Source organism: Comamonadaceae bacterium M7527 (assembly GCA_021044545.1).
Taxonomy (GTDB): Bacteria; Pseudomonadota; Gammaproteobacteria; order Burkholderiales; family Burkholderiaceae_C; genus RS62.
In genome coordinates this window covers 490,761-507,583 of the sequence record CP087990.1, presented here as the reverse complement: position 1 = coordinate 507,583, position 16,823 = coordinate 490,761, and the positions used below count along the sequence as shown (strand labels likewise).

Sequence of the window (16,823 nt, the reverse complement as noted above, 5' to 3'; positions counted from 1 at the left end):
GCTAGCTTTGCAACTGCGCCAAGGCTTTTTCCAGGCGCTTCACACTCACAGGCTGCTTGGTGCGCAACTCTTGCGCAAACAAACCCACGCGCAGCTCTTCCAGCAACCAGCGCACATTGGTCGCCGCCTCGTCCAGTTGGCCTTGCCTGGCCGAGACCAGCTTCCAATAACCTTGCTCTAGCCTGTTGATGTCTTTGGTGTGTGCTGCGTCGCGCGTGGCGTCTGCGCGGGCTTTGTCCAGGCGCATCACCACCGCGCTCAGGTAGCGCACCAAGTGGGGCAAATACGCTGGTGGCGTGGCCGACACAAAGTGCTTGGGCATGAGTTTGGCCAGCTGCTGTGTGGCATCTGCGTGGGCTGCGCCCAGGTGTTTGCTGTCTTTGAGTTTGCGACTGGCTTTGGCAAATGCAGCCAACACTTCAGAACAAGTCCTGGCCAACTCATTGGCAATCAGGCTCAGGCGCGTGCGCCCTTCTTTCAAGCGCGCATCAAACGAGGCGGCATCTACAGGCAGCGGCGCCTGCAAAAAGGCGCGCTGCATGGCCGCGTTCAAAATTTGTCCGCGCAACTCCTCTGCCGTGCCCAGCGGCATATACGCCACAGACATCAGCTGCATGTCTGGAATGTTTTTTTCCAGGTACTTGATGGCGTCTTTGATTTGCAGCGCAAACAAGCGCGTCAAACCAGTCTTGTGCTGAACGGCGGCAACATGCGGCTCGTCAAACACCTCAATGCGCACGCAGTTTTGCCCGTCTATGAGCGCAGGAAACCCGATCAGCGTTTGCCCACCCTGGCGCAGCTCCATAAGCTCGGGCAGCTCGCCAAAAGTCCACGCGGTATAGCTTTCGCGGTTGTCTGGCGAGACCTTGGCGGGGTTATTGGTTGCGCTATTTGTTGCGTTGTTGGTTGCGTTGTTGGTTGCGTTGTTGGTTGCATTGTTGGCTTGCACAGGCGTGGCCTGCCGCTGTGGTGACGCGGGCTTGTCGCTGACCTGCACCGCAGCCTGCGGCGCTTTCTTCAGGTCGCCCAGCTTGAGTTGCGCCAAGGCCTGAAGCACCGCGCGCCTTGCCACCCAGCTCAGCCTTGAGCACACTCAAGTGCCTGCCCATGCCCAGTTGTCTGCCGTGCTCGTCTACCACGCGTATGTTCATCAGCCACTGCGCGGGCACCATGTCCAACTTGAAGTCCGCGCGCTTCACATCCAGCTCGGTGGCTTTGCGCACCCACTCCAAACAGGCGTCCAGCAGGCTGCCGCGCCCAAACGCCACCGGCTCGCTGAAAGCCTGTGCCATGCGTTGCGCCGTTTGCGGCAACGGCACCAAGCGAGAACGCGGACGCTGCGGCAGGCTTTTCAACAACGCTTGCAACTTGTCTTTCAACATGCCGGGTACCAACCACTCAACGCGGTTGCCATCCACTTGATTGAGCGCGAAGATGGGTACGTCTACCGTTAAACCGTCCTTGGCGTCACCCGGCTCGTGCAGGTAGCTGGCCTTGCAGTCCACACCACCAAGCCGCACGATTTTGGGAAACGCCTGGTGGGTAATACCACTGGCCTCGTGGCGCATCAGCGTCTCGCGCGTCATCACCAGCAACTGCTTGTTGTGCACAGACTCGCGCTTGTACCAACGCTCAAGCGCGTCGCCACTCACAGCTGTATCAGGCAGGTGCTCGTCGTAGTAAGCCTCAATCAAGGCGTCGTCCACCAGCACATCCTGGCGGCGTGACTTGTGCTCAAGCTCAAGCACCTCGGCAACCAAGCGCTGGTTGGTGCGCAAGAAAGACAGCTTGGTATCCCACTCGCCCGCTACCAGACCTTCGCGAATAAACAGGGTACGCGACAACTGCGGGTCAATCTGGTCGTAGCGGATACGGCGGTTGTTGTACACCACCAGCCCGTACAAGGTGGCGCGCTCAAGTGCAATCACCTGCGCAGATTTTTTCTCCCAATGCGGGTCCAGCAGTTGCTTTTTAAGAAGGTGTTCGCCCACCTCTTCAAGCCATTTTGGTTCAATAGACGCCACCCCCCTGCCGAACAACCGCGTGGTTTGCACCAGCTCGGCACACACCACCCACTTGCCCGGTTTTTGACTCAAGTTGGCACCGGGGTGTTTGACAAACTTGATACCTCGCGCACCCAAATACCAATCTTCAGCGTCGTTTTTAAAGCCAATATTGCCCAACAAACCGGCCAACAAGGACTTGTGCAAATCCTCATAGGATGCGGCCTGCTCATTGGGCTGCCAGCCATGCTCAGCCACCACTGTGTGCAGCTGCTTGTAAATGTCGCGCCACTCGCGCACGCGCCGCACGTGCAGGTAGTTGTCGCGTAACAGCTGCTCATATTGGCGGTTGGACAACTTGTGCGCGGCAGGCTCTGCATTGGCCGCCGCCACATTGGGGCGGGCCCCGCCTTTGGCGTATTGCTGTGCGCCAGCTTTGGCGGGCGCCATCGCGCCTGTGGCTCTTTTGTCTGCACTCAAGTGCGCATGCGCGCTGCGCAAGCGTTGCGCCGGCTTGTCAGCTGCACCGCCTTTGGCCCAGGCTGCCAACAAGGCATCTGCGTTGGCCGTACCACGCGAACGCGCCAACCACGCCCACAAGCGCAGCGTGCCTACAAACTCGCTCTTCTCGTCGTCAAATTTCTTGTGCGCCTGGTCGGCCTGTGTTTGTTTGTCCATTGGCCTGTCGCGCACATCTTGCAGCGACATGGCCGAGGCCAACACCATGACTTCGGCGAGCGCGCCACGGGTTTTAGCCTCAAGCAGCATGCGACCCACGCGTGGGTCAACTGGCAGGCGTGACAAGGTTTTGCCAATGGGCGTGAGTTGGTTGTCGTCATCTACCGCGCCCAGCTCATTGAGCAACTGGTAGCCATCGACAATGGCGCGCCTGGGCGGCGGCTCAATGAAGGTGAACTGCTCAATGTCGCCAAGGTGCAACGCCTTCATGCGCAAAATAACGGCGGCCAGCGAGCTGCGCACAATTTCAGGGTCCGTAAACGCAGGCCTGGCCAAGAAGTCGTCTTGCGCGTAAAGGCGTATGGCAATACGTCGGCCACCCGTCCACACCGACCACTGCGTTGGTTGGCCGCGGCTTGGCTGATGGGCTCTACCAACAGCTGCTCTACCTTTTGCCTGTAGCTGTAGCGCTTCACGCGCGCGTTGCCTGCGTCAATCACGTAGCGAATGCCTGGCACTGTGAGCGAGGTCTCAGCCACGTTGGTAGCCAGCACAATGCGCCGCGCGCCGCCTGTTTCAAACACGCGGTCTTGTTCAGCTTGGCTTAGACGTGCAAAAAGCGGCAATATCTGGGCATCACGCAGCGTGGGCTGGTGGCTTAAATGTTGGCGTAAATGGTCGGCAGCCTCCCGAATTTCACGCTCGCCTGGCAAAAACACCAAAATATCGCCACCCTTGCCAGGGCCCCCGCGCCACAGCTCGTCCACGGCCTCTGCAATAGCCGTATTCAGGTCTGTCTCTTTGCTCTCTTCAAAAGGCCGCCAACGCACCTCTACCGGAAAGGTGCGCCCAGACACTTGAATCACAGGCGCAGGCCCTTTGCGCCCTGCAAAGTACTCGGCAAAGCGCTGGGCATCTATGGTGGCCGAGGTCACTATCACCTGCAGGTCTGGACGGCGCGGCAACAGCTGGCGCAAGTAGCCCAACAAAAAGTCAATGTTCAGACTGCGCTCATGCGCCTCGTCAATGATGATGGTGTCGTAGGCTTTGAGCAGTGGGTCGGTTTGCGTCTCGGCCAGCAAGATGCCGTCTGTCATGAGCTTGACCGAGGCGTCTTTACTCAAGCGGTCCTGAAAACGCACCTTGTAGCCCACCACGTCGCCTAGCGAGGTTTGCAGTTCTTCGGCAATGCGCTTGGCCACGCTGCTCGCCGCAATACGCCGTGGCTGCGTATGGCCAATCAAGCCGCCGCCGTTGATGCGCCCCTTGCCCAGCGCCAATGCCATTTTGGGTAATTGCGTGGTTTTTCCAGAGCCCGTCTCGCCACACACCACCACCACTTGGTGGTCACGCATCAGCGCCATAATCTCATCGCGCTTGGCGCTAACAGGCAGGTTGTCTGGGAAATTCAGGCTCAAATTCAAAACAGCACACTCTCGGCAAATTCTTGGGGCAACAAGCGATTATCCTTAAGGATTGCCAAGAACACACGCCAGCTGCCCATGTCCAACGTTTTTAACTTTACTTTTGTACCGTGGTTTCGCTCTGTAGCCCCCTACATACATATGCATCGCGGCAAAACCGTGGTCATTGCGGTTGCGGGCGAGGCCATAGCTGCCGGACGCTTGCCCAACCTGGTCCAAGACTTGGCGCTCATTCAAAGCATGGGCGTGCGCATTGTGTTGGTGCACGGCTTTAGGCCGCAGGTCAGTGAGCAACTGGCCGCCAAAGGTCACCAGGAGCAGTTTTCCAAGGGCATTCGCATCACAGACCCTGTGGCGCTGGACTGCGCGCAAGAGGCGGCAGGTCAGTTGCGCTACGAAATAGAAGCTGCTTTCAGCCAAGCCCTGCCCAACACCCCCATGGCAGGCGCGACTGTGCGCGTGTTGTCAGGCAACTTTATTACGGCCCGACCCATAGGACTGGTAGACGGCGTGGACTTTATCCACTCTGGCCTGGTGCGCAAAGTGGACGCTGTGGGCATCACGCGCTCGCTTGATATGGGCGCTTTGGTGTTGCTGTCACCGTTTGGATTTTCGCCCACTGGCGAGGCATTTAACTTGAGCATGGAAGACGTGGCCACCAGCACCGCCATTGCCTTGCAGGCCGACAAGCTGATGTTTTTAACGGAGATAGACGGCATACATCAAGACCCGCTTGATGCCAGCACCCCCATCGACACCGAGCTGCCTTTGGCACAGGCCAAGGCCTTGATAGCCAAGTTGCCCAAAGCGGACAAACCCACAGACACCGCGTTTTACTTGCAGCACTGCATCAAGGCCTGCGAAGGCGGTGTGGAGCGCAGCCACATACTGCCATTTGCAGTCGACGGCAGCCCGCTGTTGGAGATTTACACCCACGACGGCATTGGCACCATGGTTGTTGACGAAAAACTGGAAAGCCTGCGCGAAGCCGGCATTGACGATGTCTCTGGCATCGTCGCGTTGATTGAGCCGCTAGAAAAAGAAGGTGTGCTGGTCAAGCGCGACCGCACTGAAATTGAGCGCGACGCGGGCAACTACACCATCATTGAGCACGACGGCGTGATATTTGGCTGCGCGGCGCTGTACCCCTACCCAGAGGTACGCACTGGCGAGATGGCCGCCTTGACCGTGTCGCCACACAGCCAGTCGCAAGGCGATGGCGAGCGGCTGCTAAAGCGCATAGAGCAACGCGCCAAAGCCCAAGGCCTCAAAAGTATTTTTGTGCTCACCACCCGCACCATGCACTGGTTTATCAAGCGCGGCTTTAAAGAAGTGCCACCAGATACATTGCCCGAGGCGCGCAAGAGCAAATACAACTGGGACAGGCGCTCCAAGGTGTTTTTAAAGCAGCTGTAGGCCTAAGCGATCAACGGTTGCGCAAACGGTGCACCAGCACCAGAAAGCCCAGCGCGGCCACGCCCATAAAGTTTAAAAATGACCAGTTGGCTATGGTCAGCCCTAAAAAAGACCAGTCAACCGCTGAACAGTCGCCGCTGCCTTTGAGCAACATGGGTATGACTTTTTGCAGGGGAAACGCCTCTATCATGCCGTAGAAGTCTCGCCCGCAAGAGAACACCTCTGGTGGGTACCACTGCAGCCAGCTTTGCTTGGCGGCGACAAATGCGCCGCCTAAGGCCTTGAGGGCCAACAACAGAGGCCATATCCAAGCCGCGTTTTTATGGGCCAACCAGGCACCTAACATCGCCAACACCACCACGCCAATCAGGGCATAGCGCTGCACAATACACATAGGACAAGGCTCCAGGCCCACTACATGCTGCAAATACAAGCCAAACGCCAGCAGGCCTGCACACCAAACAGCAACCACGGCTAGCCACAACCGCTGCGCGCGCCCTTGCGGCGTTGTGGTGGTAAACATGGCTTGCATAGTTAGTGCTCCCGTTGAGGTGTTTAGGGCAGATGTATGAGCCAATGGTAACCAATTGAACAACACCACTGCTCGTAAGCCTTGCAAAGCTTGCTACAGTACGGCCCACGACAACACATTGAGACTAAAGGCTTCCACATGACACGAATGGTTCACTGTATCAAGCTAGGCCAAGAGGCCGAAGGCCTGGACTTTCCACCCTACCCCGGTGAGTTGGGCAAAAAGCTATGGCAACAAGTTAGCAAAAAGGCCTGGGCTGATTGGATGACACACCAAACCATGCTGGTCAACGAAAACCGCCTAAACCTGGCCGACGCCCGCGCCCGCCAATACTTGGCCCGCCAAATGGAGAACCATTTCTTTGGCGACGGGGCTGACGCCGCCCAAGGCTACACACCACCCACTGCATAAGCGCCACTCAAGGCAATTAGTAGCACTGCCGCGTGCACCAACATGCCATCGTCATTGGTGCAGGCTTGGCTGGCAGTGCGACAGCCCACGCGTTAGCCAAGCGCGGCTGGCGCGTCACACTCATTGAGCAACACGCCGCGCCAGCTCGTGGCGCATCTGCACTGCCAGTGGGCATGCTCAGCCCACACCACACGCAAAGCCCAACGCCCATGAGCCGCTTGTGCGCATTGGGCCTGCAAGCCACCCAGGCGCAGCTGCAGCGTGTGCTGCCCACGCAACATGGCTGGCAGCCCACACAAGTGCGCAACTACAAAGCCAGCATCAGTGGCGAGGCGATCACTCCGCACTTTGAAGAGGCCGCGCACCTGGTGTCGCCTGTTGCATTGGTACACGCCTGGCTTGGCGCCTACCCCGATCTGTTACAGGTGTTGTGTAACAGGCGCGTCCACCAGCTGCAGCGCTGCCCAGACACACAGCACTGGCAAGCCATAGACACCGATGGGCAAACCATTGCCAAAGCCCCTGTGGCTGTTGTGTGCAATGCCTTTGCTGCCAACGAGCTACTCAATCCACACGTGGCGCTGGGCTTGCGCGCCGTTGCCGGACAAATGACATGGGGTCTTGCAAAGACTACCCCACAAGCAGCGCCTACGCTGCGCTACAAAGGTGTTTACGCGCCATGTTTTTTGACGCACACAGGTGAGACAGTGTGGAGCATGGGTGCCACCTACAGGCGTGGTGAGTCGCAACCATGCACGCTTGAACAAGACCAATTGGCCAACCGCAGCAGCTTGTCCAAGTTGGCTGCAGCCAACAGCCAGGCAGCCAGTGCGCTGGCACGGTTTGACGAACAGCAGGCAGCTGGCACGCTGCGTAACTGGGTAGGCGTGCGCTGCGCCTCAACAGACCGCTTGCCACTGTGTGGTGCGCTGCCAGCCGCTGCGGGTATGGCGCAGCTACACCACAGCACCAAACTGCTGGAGGTGGAAACCGAGCCGGGTTTGTACGGCTTGCTGGCTTTGGGCTCAAGAGGTCTGAGCTTGGCCGCTTTACTAGGCGACGTGCTGGCCAGCCAAATAACCGGGCAGCCACAAGACGCGCCCCAGCATCTGCCCGCGGACTTGCTGCGCGCCATTGACCCCAGGCGCGCGCCGCTGCAAGTCATGCGCCAACTGCGTCGCCAAACCCACAAAGCCAAGGCCGCGCAGCCCGCACCCGTACCCTAAGGTCACAAGGCGACAAGACCACAAAGCCACAAGGCCCAGCCCGCTTGGGTTTGCCGCCTATATAGGCTCAGCGAATAAGCGTATGACATAAATGTCGTTTGGGAAATAAGCCTACGCACCTACAGTGCAGGCCATGCAAGACATCTTCTTCATTGTCAGCGGCGTGTTCGTGGGCTGCATCATAGGCTTAACCGGTGTGGGCGGCGGCTCGCTGATGACGCCGCTGCTGATCATGGGCTTTGGTATCAACCCCGCCGTGGCTGTGGGCACCGATTTGCTGTTTGCTGCCGCAACCAAGTTTGGCGGCACGCTCAAACTCGCCCAACAGCGCTTGGTACCTTGGAACAAGGTGGCATTGCTAAGCGCTGGCAGCATACCGGCGGCTTTTGCCACCATCGTGGCGTTGCACAAATTTGGCGCAGCCACCCCGCAAACCGAACAACTCATTCGCCAAGGCCTGGGCTTTGCACTGCTGCTAACCGCTGTGGCCACACTCATTAAGGTGTTTGTCGCCCACAAACCGGCAGCGCGCACAGCACCTACCCGCGCAGACGCGCATTGGGCATGGCCTGTGCTGTTCGGCGCAGTCATTGGTGCACTGGTCACGCTCACCTCAGTCGGTGCCGGTGCCATTGGCGTGACCGCTCTGCTGCTGCTGTTTCCTAGCTTGGCGTTACCGCGTGTGGTTGCAGCCGACTTGGCCTACGCCGTGCCGCTAACGCTGGTGGCAGGCCTGGGCCATGCCAGCTTGGCCACGGTGGACTGGCACTTGCTCGCGCTGCTGCTGTGCGGCTCTCTGCCTGGCATTTGGCTGGGCGCGCATTTGCTCAACCACAGCAACCCAAGCGTTATTCGCTCGGGCTGTCTGTGTTGCTGGCCACGGCTGGCTTCAAGCTGCTGGCTTGGTAACCCCCTACAAAAACAAGACCAAAAAAGACCAACCAAGACAACACACGACAAGAGAAACCATATGTACCAATACACAGACTTTGACCAGCAATTTATAAAAATTCGCGCCGAGCAATACCGCGACCAACTCACCCGCTGGCAGAAAGGCTTGTTGCCCGAGGACGAGTTCAAGCCGCTGCGTTTGCAAAACGGCTGGTATGTGCAGCGCTTTGCGCCCATGCTGCGAGTGGCTGTGCCTTATGGCGAGCTGTCCAGTGCGCAGCTGCGTGTGCTGGCCACCATTGCCCGCGACTTTGACCACAAGGACTGCAGGGCACTGGACACCAGCAACGCTGGCTTGAGCGACGTGGCCATGCTGCCAGACCACTGCGCCCACTTCACCACACGCCAAAACCTGCAGTTCAACTGGATACCGCTTAGCAAAAGCGCAGACGTGATGGACTTGCTTGCCAGCGTGAATATGCACGGCATACAAACCAGTGGCAACTGCATACGCAACATCACCTCAGATGCGTTTGCAGGCATTGCCCCAGACGAAGTGGCTGACCCACGTCCCTATTGCGAAATCATTCGCCAGTGGAGTACCTTGCACCCTGAGTTTGCGTTTTTGCCACGCAAGTTCAAGATTGCCATCACCGGCGCTACCGAAGACCGTGCTGCAACGGCTTGGCACGACGTGGGCTTGCGCTTGCTGCGAAACGCTGACGGCGAAATAGGTTTTCAGGTGAGCGTGGGCGGCGGCATGGGGCGCACACCCGTTGTAGGCACTGTGTTGCGTGAGTTTTTGCCCGCCCACCACATCATGAACTACCTAGAAGCTGTGGTGCGCGTGTACAACCGCTGGGGCCGTCGCGACAATGTCTATAAAGCGCGCATCAAGATTTTGCTAAAGGCTTTGGGTCAAACCTATGTTGACGAGGTCAATGCCGAGTTTGACGACATCATCAACAACAAAGACGGTGCGCAGCACACCATCACGCCCGCCGAGCTGGCACGTGTGAGCGCCATGTTCAACCCGCCCCAGCGCAGCTGCGACCGCACAAGCGCTGACGCCAAAATCGCCAACATTTTGCGCGCTGCTGCGCAAGACGACGTGGCCTTTGGCCGCTGGCTCAAGCAAAACGTGGGCGCACACAAACACCCAGATATGCGCGCTGTCACGCTGTCGTTCAAGCGCCCAGGCTTTGCGCCAGGCGACGCCAGCGCCAAGCAGCTAGACGCCGCAGCCGAGTTGGCTGATTTGTTCAGCGCTGGCGAGGTGCGCGTCACCCACCAACAAAACTTGGTATTGCCCTGGGTTCGCTGCGATGAGTTGCCAGAGCTGTGGCGTGCGGCCCACGCACTGGGTTTGGCCAAACCCAATATTGGCTTACTCACAGACATGATTGCCTGCCCGGGTGGTGATTTTTGCAGCCTGGCCAATGCCCGCTCATTGCCATTGGCCTCGGCCATTACGGCGCGCTACCAAGACATGGACGAGCTAGACGACATTGGCCCGGTGGACTTGCACATCAGCGGCTGTATCAACTCTTGCGGCCACCACCACAGCGGCCACATTGGCGTATTGGGCGTTGATAAAGATGGGCAAGAGTGGTACCAAATCACCCTGGGGGGCTCTGACGGCGCGCACCTGGGCGGCCAGGCAGTGGCGGGCACAGTCATAGGCCCATCGTTTGCAGCCGCAGAGGTGCCAGACGTGGTGGAAGCCTTACTCGCCACTTACCGCGACCAACGCGCAGCCCGAGAGCGCTTTGTACAAACCGTGCGCCGCGTAGGCCTTGAACCTTTTAAAGCCGCAGCCAACGCCGTGCGTGTGGCCACAGCCAGGCTTACTGCCGCTGCGGCCTAAACCCACGTTCACAAACCATGCAACTCACATTTCACAAAGACAGCCACAACGCATTAGCGGCATGCTTGCACATTGCCAACGACACTGAAGTGGCACAACTAGACCTGACAGGCGTTAGCCGCATTGCCCTGCACTTTCCCAAGTTCAGTGACGGGCGTGCCTACTCGCAAGCGCAACACCTGCGCACACGCTTGAAGTTTGCGGGCAGCTTGCTGGCGCACGGCGACGTGTTGGTAGACCAGCTGCCCCACATGCAACGCCTTGGGTTTAGCCAAGCGGTATTGCGCGACGACCAAAGCCTGGCAGCCGCCACGCAAGCACTGTCGCGCTTTAACCGCTACTACCAGGGCGACGTGGTACACCAACAACCGCTGTTTGCAAACCCAACACCCGTATGAACGCCATCGCCTTGTACAACCGCCCCAGCGCGCAGTTTGACGCCAAACTGGCCGCAAGCCTTGCCTTGCTGCAAGACACACTGGGCCAGCACCGCGGCGCTTGGACACAGGCCAGCAGCTTGGGCGCTGAGGACGTGGTGGTGACGCACTTGCTGCACATGGCCGGCTTGCTACAACAAGCCAGCACCACCGTATTTGTGCTGGACACGCTGTGCTTGCATACGCAAACACTGGCCCTGATACCCCAGCTTGAGTCGCGCTACAACATACGCCTGCGGGTGTTTAAGCCACAGGCCGAGCATGTCGTGGCATTGGTTCAACGCATTGGCCAGCAGGGTATTTATGAAAGCAAGCCGCAACGCCTTGACTGTTGCAATGTACGCAAGCTGCAGCCACTGGCCCAAGCACTGGCGGGCCAAGTGGGTTGGATAACAGGCCTGCGCCGTGAGCAGTCTGGTAGCCGCGCAGACATCAGCGCACTTGAGCGCGAGTCCGCCCCGCAAGGCCAACGCTTAAAGCTCAACCCCATTGTGCAGTGGACGCAAGGCGATGTATGGCACTTTATTGCGCAGCACCAACTGCCTTACAACGCCCTACACGATGCCTTTTACCCCAGCATTGGCTGCGAGCCATGCACGCGCGCCATCAGCCTAGGCGAAGACCAACGCGCTGGACGCTGGTGGTGGGAGATAGACAGCGCTGGCAACGCTGCAACCCCCGCCAAAGAATGCGGCCTGCATGTGCAGCCACTGCAGCCAAGCACACGTAACGCAACCACCACAGAGCCAACCGCATGAACGCCATAACCGAAAAAACCCATCTGGCAGCCAACCTGCAAGCTGATACGACAGCCACTGTGCAAGCCCAGCCACACACCACGCTCAGCAATGCACATCTAGACGCGCTGGAGGCCCAGACCATTTTCATCTTGCGCGAAGTTGCAGCCAGCTTTGAGCGCCCCGCGCTGCTGTTTTCAGGTGGCAAAGACTCCTTGGTCATGCTCAAGTGCGCCGAAAAGGCCTTTGGTGCGGGCAACATCCCCTTCCCGCTGCTGATGATAGACACCGGCCACAACTTCCCAGAAGTCATAGCCTTTAGAGACTACCGCGCCCAGCAACTGGGCGCCAAGCTCATAGTGCGCAGCGTTGAAGACTCCATGGCGCGCGGCACAGTGCGCCTGGCCCACGCGGATGAGCCGCGCAATGCGCACCAATCGGTCACCTTGCTAGAGGCGATTGACGAGTTTCGGTTTGATGCACTGATAGGCGGCGCCAGACGCGATGAAGAAAAGGCCCGTGCCAAAGAACGCATTTTTTCGCACCGCGACAGCTTTGGCCAATGGCAGCCCAAAGCTCAGCGCCCTGAGCTGTGGCAGCTGTTCAACACCAAGCTGCAGCCGGGTGAGCACTTTCGCGTATTCCCCATCTCAAACTGGACCGAGCTGGACGTATGGCAATACATTGAGCGCGAGCACGTCGAGCTGCCCAGCTTGTACTACGCCCACCAACGCGACATTGTGCAGCGTAAAGGCCTGCTGGTGCCAGTCACGCCACTAACACCAGCGCGCAGCGGCGAGACCGTTGAGCAAGTGCAGGTGCGCTTTCGCACGCTGGGCGACATCACTTGCACCTGCCCAGTGGCCAGCACCGCCGCCAACGCCACAGACATAGTGACCGAAACATTGGGCGTCACCGTCAGCGAGCGCGGTGCCACCCGCTTAGACGACCACACCTCAGAGGTGTCCATGGAACAACGCAAAACAGAAGGCTATTTTTAAGATGGACGCGCTCACATTCATTACTTGCGGCTCGGTTGACGACGGCAAAAGCACGCTGATTGGCCGCTTGCTCATGGACAGCAAGGCCGTACTCGCAGACCAGCTGGCCAGCGCCTCAAGCAAAAACCTTCAAACCGGCAACCACCAGCAGCCAGACCTGGCCGCCTTTACAGACGGCCTGCAAGCCGAGCGCGAGCAAGGCATCACCATTGATGTGGCGTGGCGCTACTTTGCAACGCCTGCGCGCAAGTTCATCATTGGCGATACACCTGGCCACGTACAGTACACGCGCAACATGGTCACAGCCGCCACCAACGCCGATGCCGCCGTGGTGCTGGTAGACGCCACCAAACTGGACTGGCGCAACCCCAATGTGGCACTGCTGGCGCAAACACGTCGCCACAGCCTGTTGGTGCATCGCTTGCGTGTGCCCAGCGTGGTGTTTGCCGTCAACAAGCTGGACGCCGTTGACGATGCCGCTGTTGCCTTGACCAACATCAGCGCCGCGCTGCACCGCTTTGCCACGCAAGCAGGCATACAACACGCCGCGACCGTACCGGTGTCGGCATTGTTGGGCTACAACGTGGTAGACACCAACAGTGGCTGGGCTGGCTACAAAGGCCCCAGCTTGTTAAAGCTTCTTGAAACACTGCCTACAGTCGCCCAGGCTGATGCGGCACAGGCAGCCGAGACGACCAATCAAGCAAACAGTAGCCTGCAAGCCCACTTGGCTGTGCAGTGGGTAGAAATCAACCACGATGTGAAGCACGGCCAAGATGGCGAGGAAAGCCACAAGCACCAAGCCAACGCCCCCCACGGCAGGCGCATTTACTGGGGCCGCTTGGCCGCAGGCCAGCTGCGCGTTGGCCAAAAGCTGCAGTGCAACGGCCAAACCGCTGCGGTGGCGCGCCTGCTTGGCACCACCCGCCAACCTTGCCACAGGCCAGCGGCGCGCAGCATATAAACGCCAGCTACGGCGTTGTACTAGACCGCGAAATTGACATCTCACGTGGTGACTGGCTGTTAAGCGAAAGCGCCCCAGCAGGCACCCAGCAAGCCACCGCCACCGTAGCCTGGCTGGACAAGCAACCACTTGCCATTGGTCGCACGTACTGGGCGCTGTTGGGTCATCGCTGGGTCAAGGCCAAAGTCAGCGCCATTCATCACCGCATTGACATAGACACACTGGCCACCGAGCCAGCCTGCGAGCTGCAAGCCAATAGCATGGGCCAAGTGCAGCTGCAGTTTCAGGCCAAGCTGCCCTTGCAGCCCTACCGGCTTAGCCGCGGGCTTGGCGGCCTTATTCTGGTCAACACGGCAAGCCACGCCACCGCAGGCGCGGTGTTGATAGACGGTTAGATAAAGCCCCAGAAAAACACCAGAAACGCGGCCACCAAGCCCAAAAGCACCACCACCCAAAGGGCGTTTGCGCCAGCCATTAAAATCTAGGGTTTGGCCATAGACGCGCCCCACCTCATACCAACCCACATACCACCACCATGACACACGTCGTTACCGAAGCCTGTATCCGTTGTAAGTACACCGATTGCGTAGACGTTTGTCCCGTAGATTGCTTCCGCGAAGGCCCCAACTTCCTCACCATTGACCCAGACGAGTGCATTGACTGCGCCGTGTGCATCCCAGAGTGCCCCGTGTCTGCCATCTATGCTGAAGAAGACGTGCCTGCAGACCAAATGCACATGATCAAGCTCAACGAAGAGCTGTCACGCATACCCACATGGAAGAGCATCACCAAACGCAAAGAGCCTTTGGCTGACGCCGACAACTGGGCTGACAAGCCAGGCAAGCTGCCAGAGCTGGTTCGCTAAAGCTACATACATTTTTAATTGATGCGGCCCCCCCACCGCCAACTTTAAGTACACCACATGGATACCGCTGTTACCACCGCAGCCGTTGCGCGCACCCTTGCTGCCGACGGCATTGAAACCGACGCCGTCATCATTGGCGCAGGCCCTGTTGGCTTGTTTCAAGTGTTTGAGCTGGGCTTGCTCGAAATCAAAGCCCACGTCATTGACTCATTGGCCTACCCCGGCGGCCAACCCATGGAGCTGTACCCAGACAAGCCCATTTTTGACATTCCAGCTGTGCCTGTTTGCACGGGCAAAGAGCTCACTGACTCTTTGATGAAACAGATTGAGCCCTTTGGTGCCACCTTCCACTTTGGCCACGAGGTCAGCGTGGTTGAGCAGCAGCCCGATGGCCGCTTCTACCTTCAAACTGCCAAGGGCACGCAGTTTTTAACCAAAACCATTTTTATTGCCGCGGGCGTGGGTGCCTTCCAGCCGCGCATGCTAAAGGTTGAAGGCCTAGACGCCTACAACGGCACACAAGTGCACTACAGCGTGAAAAACCCAGCCGAGTTTGCTGGCAAAAATTTGGTCATTGTGGGCGGCGGCGACTCTGCGCTCGACTGGACGCTCAACTTTGTCAAAGACGGCCCCAACAAGGCTGAAAGCGTCATCCTCATTCACCGCCGCGACGGCTTTAAGGCCGCGCCAGCAAGCGTTGCCAAAATGCGCGAGCTGTGTGACGAATACGAGATGCAATTCATCGTGGGCCAAGTCACAGGCATTGACCAGCGCGACGGCAAACTGGTGGGCGCTAAGGTCACCGGCTCAGACGGCGTAACCCGCGTGGTACCTATGGACGCCATGCTGGTGTTCTTTGGCCTAAGCCCCAAGCTGGGCCCTATTGCCAACTGGGGCCTAGACATTGAGCGCAAGCAACTGGTGGTAGACACTGAAAAGTTTTCTACCAACATACCCGGCATTTTTGCCGTGGGAGACATCAACACCTACCCTGGCAAAAAGAAGCTCATCTTGTCTGGCTTTCATGAGTGCGCGCTGGCCGCCTTTGGCGCGTCTCCCATCATCAACCCCGAAAAGCGCGTGCTGCTGCAATACACCACCACCAGCCCTAAGCTGCACAAAGTGCTGGGTGTGGAAACGCCAACGTTTGACTAAAGCCATCAATCACCGCTTTTGGAAAGCAGGCAAGCTATTACAAAAGCTGTGTGATGGCTTGCAGGATTTTTGAGTCGATAAACACCATGTCGATCAGCGCATATCAATCAACACGGCGCTTGACCATTTGAATCAAGACATCAAGTCGCCTTTGAAGACATACCAAGCGATTGTTTGATCTGTGCAATCTTCTTGGCAGACTCTGGGTTTGCACCTGCGTTCATCAGTGCTTTGCGAATAAAAACAAACAGCAGCAATGCAAACCCACTGGCCAAGGCTGCAATCACGGCGATCAAGGCACGCTTGCGTGGCAAGGGTTTTTGCGCAAGCGTTGGGGTTTGAACAAACACTTCAGCGCCTTTAACAAGCAACCGCTCCTCCAAAGCCTGAATGGCTTGCTTGTTTTCCGTCACCAATAAAACGATATTGCTGGACTCGGCGTTGGATGTACCTGCGGTGCCTTCAGGAGAGGCTTGGACAATCTGTTCAAAAGCGTTCTCGGCTGCAGAGATAGCCTGTTTTCTAATCTCTATTTGTCGCAGGATGTTGGCCTTGTCCTGGCCTTTGGGTGTGAGCTCGGCCAGCAACCGTTCAATGGCTTGCTGGTTGAGCTTTTGGGCCTGCTCTGCAGAGGTGGACTTTGCCGTGATGGTCACCAGCTTGGTTCGTTTGTCTACCGAACTGGCAAGATCGTTTTTAAGGGCTTCTCTAGCGTCTTCCCTGACTCCCTCAGCTTCGCTCAAATAGCCGAATGACTCGGCCAAGGGATCCAGTATGGCGGCCGAATGCAAGAGCGCGGCCTCGTTCTCAGCAAGACGCAAAATGGCTGTGGATTGGTACAAATTGGGTTTGATAAAGGTCGCACCAGTGAAAGCTGCAATGGCAATCAACACAGGCGCAATCACCAAGAGCTTCCAAGACTCAGCAACTGTTACCAAGAGGTCCAGCAAATCAATTTCGTCGTCCATAGCGGACCTAGGGGTTTCATTCATGGCAGTGTTGGTATTGTAAAAAGTAGTCGTCATTCTAAAGGGCCGCGTGCCCTGAACTAGACAGACTCACATCGGTATCGCCTACAAGCATCGCACCTGCGCGTTGCTTAATGTCTTGAACAATCAAAACCGCGCAGCCAAGTCAAAAAAGTTCACTGCATCTTTAAACGGCCCTGTTTTCTTTGCTACAATGTGAGGGTAGCAAGATAACTGAGAGCAGCGTA

11 protein-coding genes and 4 pseudogenes are annotated in these 16,823 nt (G+C 58.0%); 11 read left to right on the top strand and 4 right to left on the bottom strand.

All coding sequences use genetic code 11. The features are described 5' to 3' along the window. Nucleotide 1: 1 nt before the first annotated feature. Both LN050_02420 and hrpA read right to left on the bottom strand, forming a co-directional pair. A pseudogene (locus LN050_02420) lies at nt 2–2,453 on the bottom strand (DUF3418 domain-containing protein). A gap of 120 nt (nt 2,454–2,573) precedes the next feature. Then, nucleotides 2,574–4,045, bottom strand: a pseudogene (hrpA, locus tag LN050_02415) (ATP-dependent RNA helicase HrpA). 138 nt (nt 4,046–4,183) lie between these two features. Between hrpA and argA the strand changes: the two are divergent. Beyond that, the gene (gene argA, locus LN050_02410; protein UFS56734.1) at nt 4,184–5,521 is read left to right on the top strand and encodes an amino-acid N-acetyltransferase; all 1,338 of its coding nucleotides are present in this window, start codon (nt 4,184–4,186) and stop codon (nt 5,519–5,521) included. A gap of 10 nt (nt 5,522–5,531) precedes the next feature. Here argA and LN050_02405 read toward each other — a convergent pair whose 3' ends face one another. Continuing rightward, entirely contained in the window at nt 5,532–6,044 is a 513-nt protein-coding gene (locus LN050_02405; protein ID UFS57297.1) for a disulfide bond formation protein B, read from the bottom strand. Between the two features lie 147 nt (nt 6,045–6,191). On the opposite strand from LN050_02405, the gene LN050_02400 reads away from it, so the two are divergent. The 10 genes and pseudogenes from LN050_02400 to LN050_02355 all read left to right on the top strand — a co-directional run bounded on the left by LN050_02400 (nt 6,192) and on the right by LN050_02355 (nt 15,607). After that, nucleotides 6,192–6,464: an oxidative damage protection protein gene (locus LN050_02400; protein UFS56733.1), complete on the top strand. Its 273-nt coding sequence runs from the start codon at nt 6,192–6,194 to the stop codon at nt 6,462–6,464. A gap of 32 nt (nt 6,465–6,496) precedes the next feature. Next, nucleotides 6,497–7,690, top strand: coding sequence for an FAD-dependent oxidoreductase (locus LN050_02395; GenBank protein ID UFS56732.1), 1,194 nt, complete (start codon nt 6,497–6,499; stop codon nt 7,688–7,690). Nucleotides 7,691–7,823: 133 nt separating this feature from the next. Continuing rightward, nucleotides 7,824–8,486, top strand: a pseudogene (locus tag LN050_02390) (sulfite exporter TauE/SafE family protein). 174 nt (nt 8,487–8,660) lie between these two features. Beyond that, the gene (locus tag LN050_02385) at nt 8,661–10,448 is read left to right on the top strand and encodes a nitrite/sulfite reductase (GenBank protein ID UFS57296.1); all 1,788 of its coding nucleotides are present in this window, start codon (nt 8,661–8,663) and stop codon (nt 10,446–10,448) included. 17 nt (nt 10,449–10,465) lie between these two features. Next, the gene (locus LN050_02380) at nt 10,466–10,846 is read left to right on the top strand and encodes a DUF934 domain-containing protein (GenBank protein ID UFS56731.1); all 381 of its coding nucleotides are present in this window, start codon (nt 10,466–10,468) and stop codon (nt 10,844–10,846) included. Further along, nucleotides 10,843–11,643, top strand: a complete 801-nt coding sequence (locus tag LN050_02375) for a phosphoadenylyl-sulfate reductase (protein UFS56730.1) — start codon at nt 10,843–10,845, stop codon at nt 11,641–11,643. The genes LN050_02380 and LN050_02375 overlap by 4 nt, the downstream gene beginning before the upstream one ends. Further along, entirely contained in the window at nt 11,640–12,623 is a 984-nt protein-coding gene (gene cysD / locus LN050_02370; protein UFS56729.1) for a sulfate adenylyltransferase subunit CysD, read from the top strand. Before LN050_02375 ends, cysD begins: the two co-directional genes overlap by 4 nt. A gap of 1 nt (nt 12,624) precedes the next feature. Next, nucleotides 12,625–13,982, top strand: a pseudogene (locus LN050_02365) (GTP-binding protein). Nucleotides 13,983–14,122: 140 nt separating this feature from the next. Continuing rightward, nucleotides 14,123–14,452, top strand: a complete 330-nt coding sequence (locus LN050_02360; GenBank protein ID UFS56728.1) for a ferredoxin family protein — start codon at nt 14,123–14,125, stop codon at nt 14,450–14,452. 57 nt (nt 14,453–14,509) lie between these two features. Then, entirely contained in the window at nt 14,510–15,607 is a 1,098-nt protein-coding gene (locus tag LN050_02355; protein UFS56727.1) for an NAD(P)/FAD-dependent oxidoreductase, read from the top strand. A gap of 140 nt (nt 15,608–15,747) precedes the next feature. On the opposite strand, the gene LN050_02350 is transcribed toward LN050_02355, so the two are convergent. Beyond that, nucleotides 15,748–16,599, bottom strand: coding sequence for a Wzz/FepE/Etk N-terminal domain-containing protein (locus LN050_02350; protein UFS56726.1), 852 nt, complete (start codon nt 16,597–16,599; stop codon nt 15,748–15,750). Between the last annotated feature and the right edge of the window lie 224 nt (nt 16,600–16,823).

Coding starts and splice junctions, on each gene's coding strand:
- LN050_02360 (UFS56728.1), top strand. CDS start 14,123: ATGACACACGTCGTTACCGAAGCCTGTATCCGTTGTAAGTACACCGAT.
- LN050_02355 (UFS56727.1), top strand. CDS start 14,510: ATGGATACCGCTGTTACCACCGCAGCCGTTGCGCGCACCCTTGCTGCC.
- LN050_02375 (UFS56730.1), top strand. CDS start 10,843: ATGAACGCCATCGCCTTGTACAACCGCCCCAGCGCGCAGTTTGACGCC.
- LN050_02380 (UFS56731.1), top strand. CDS start 10,466: ATGCAACTCACATTTCACAAAGACAGCCACAACGCATTAGCGGCATGC.
- argA (UFS56734.1), top strand. CDS start 4,184: ATGTCCAACGTTTTTAACTTTACTTTTGTACCGTGGTTTCGCTCTGTA.
- LN050_02405 (UFS57297.1), bottom strand. CDS start 6,044: ATGTTTACCACCACAACGCCGCAAGGGCGCGCGCAGCGGTTGTGGCTA.
- cysD (UFS56729.1), top strand. CDS start 11,640: ATGAACGCCATAACCGAAAAAACCCATCTGGCAGCCAACCTGCAAGCT.
- LN050_02350 (UFS56726.1), bottom strand. CDS start 16,599: ATGAATGAAACCCCTAGGTCCGCTATGGACGACGAAATTGATTTGCTG.
- LN050_02385 (UFS57296.1), top strand. CDS start 8,661: ATGTACCAATACACAGACTTTGACCAGCAATTTATAAAAATTCGCGCC.
- LN050_02400 (UFS56733.1), top strand. CDS start 6,192: ATGACACGAATGGTTCACTGTATCAAGCTAGGCCAAGAGGCCGAAGGC.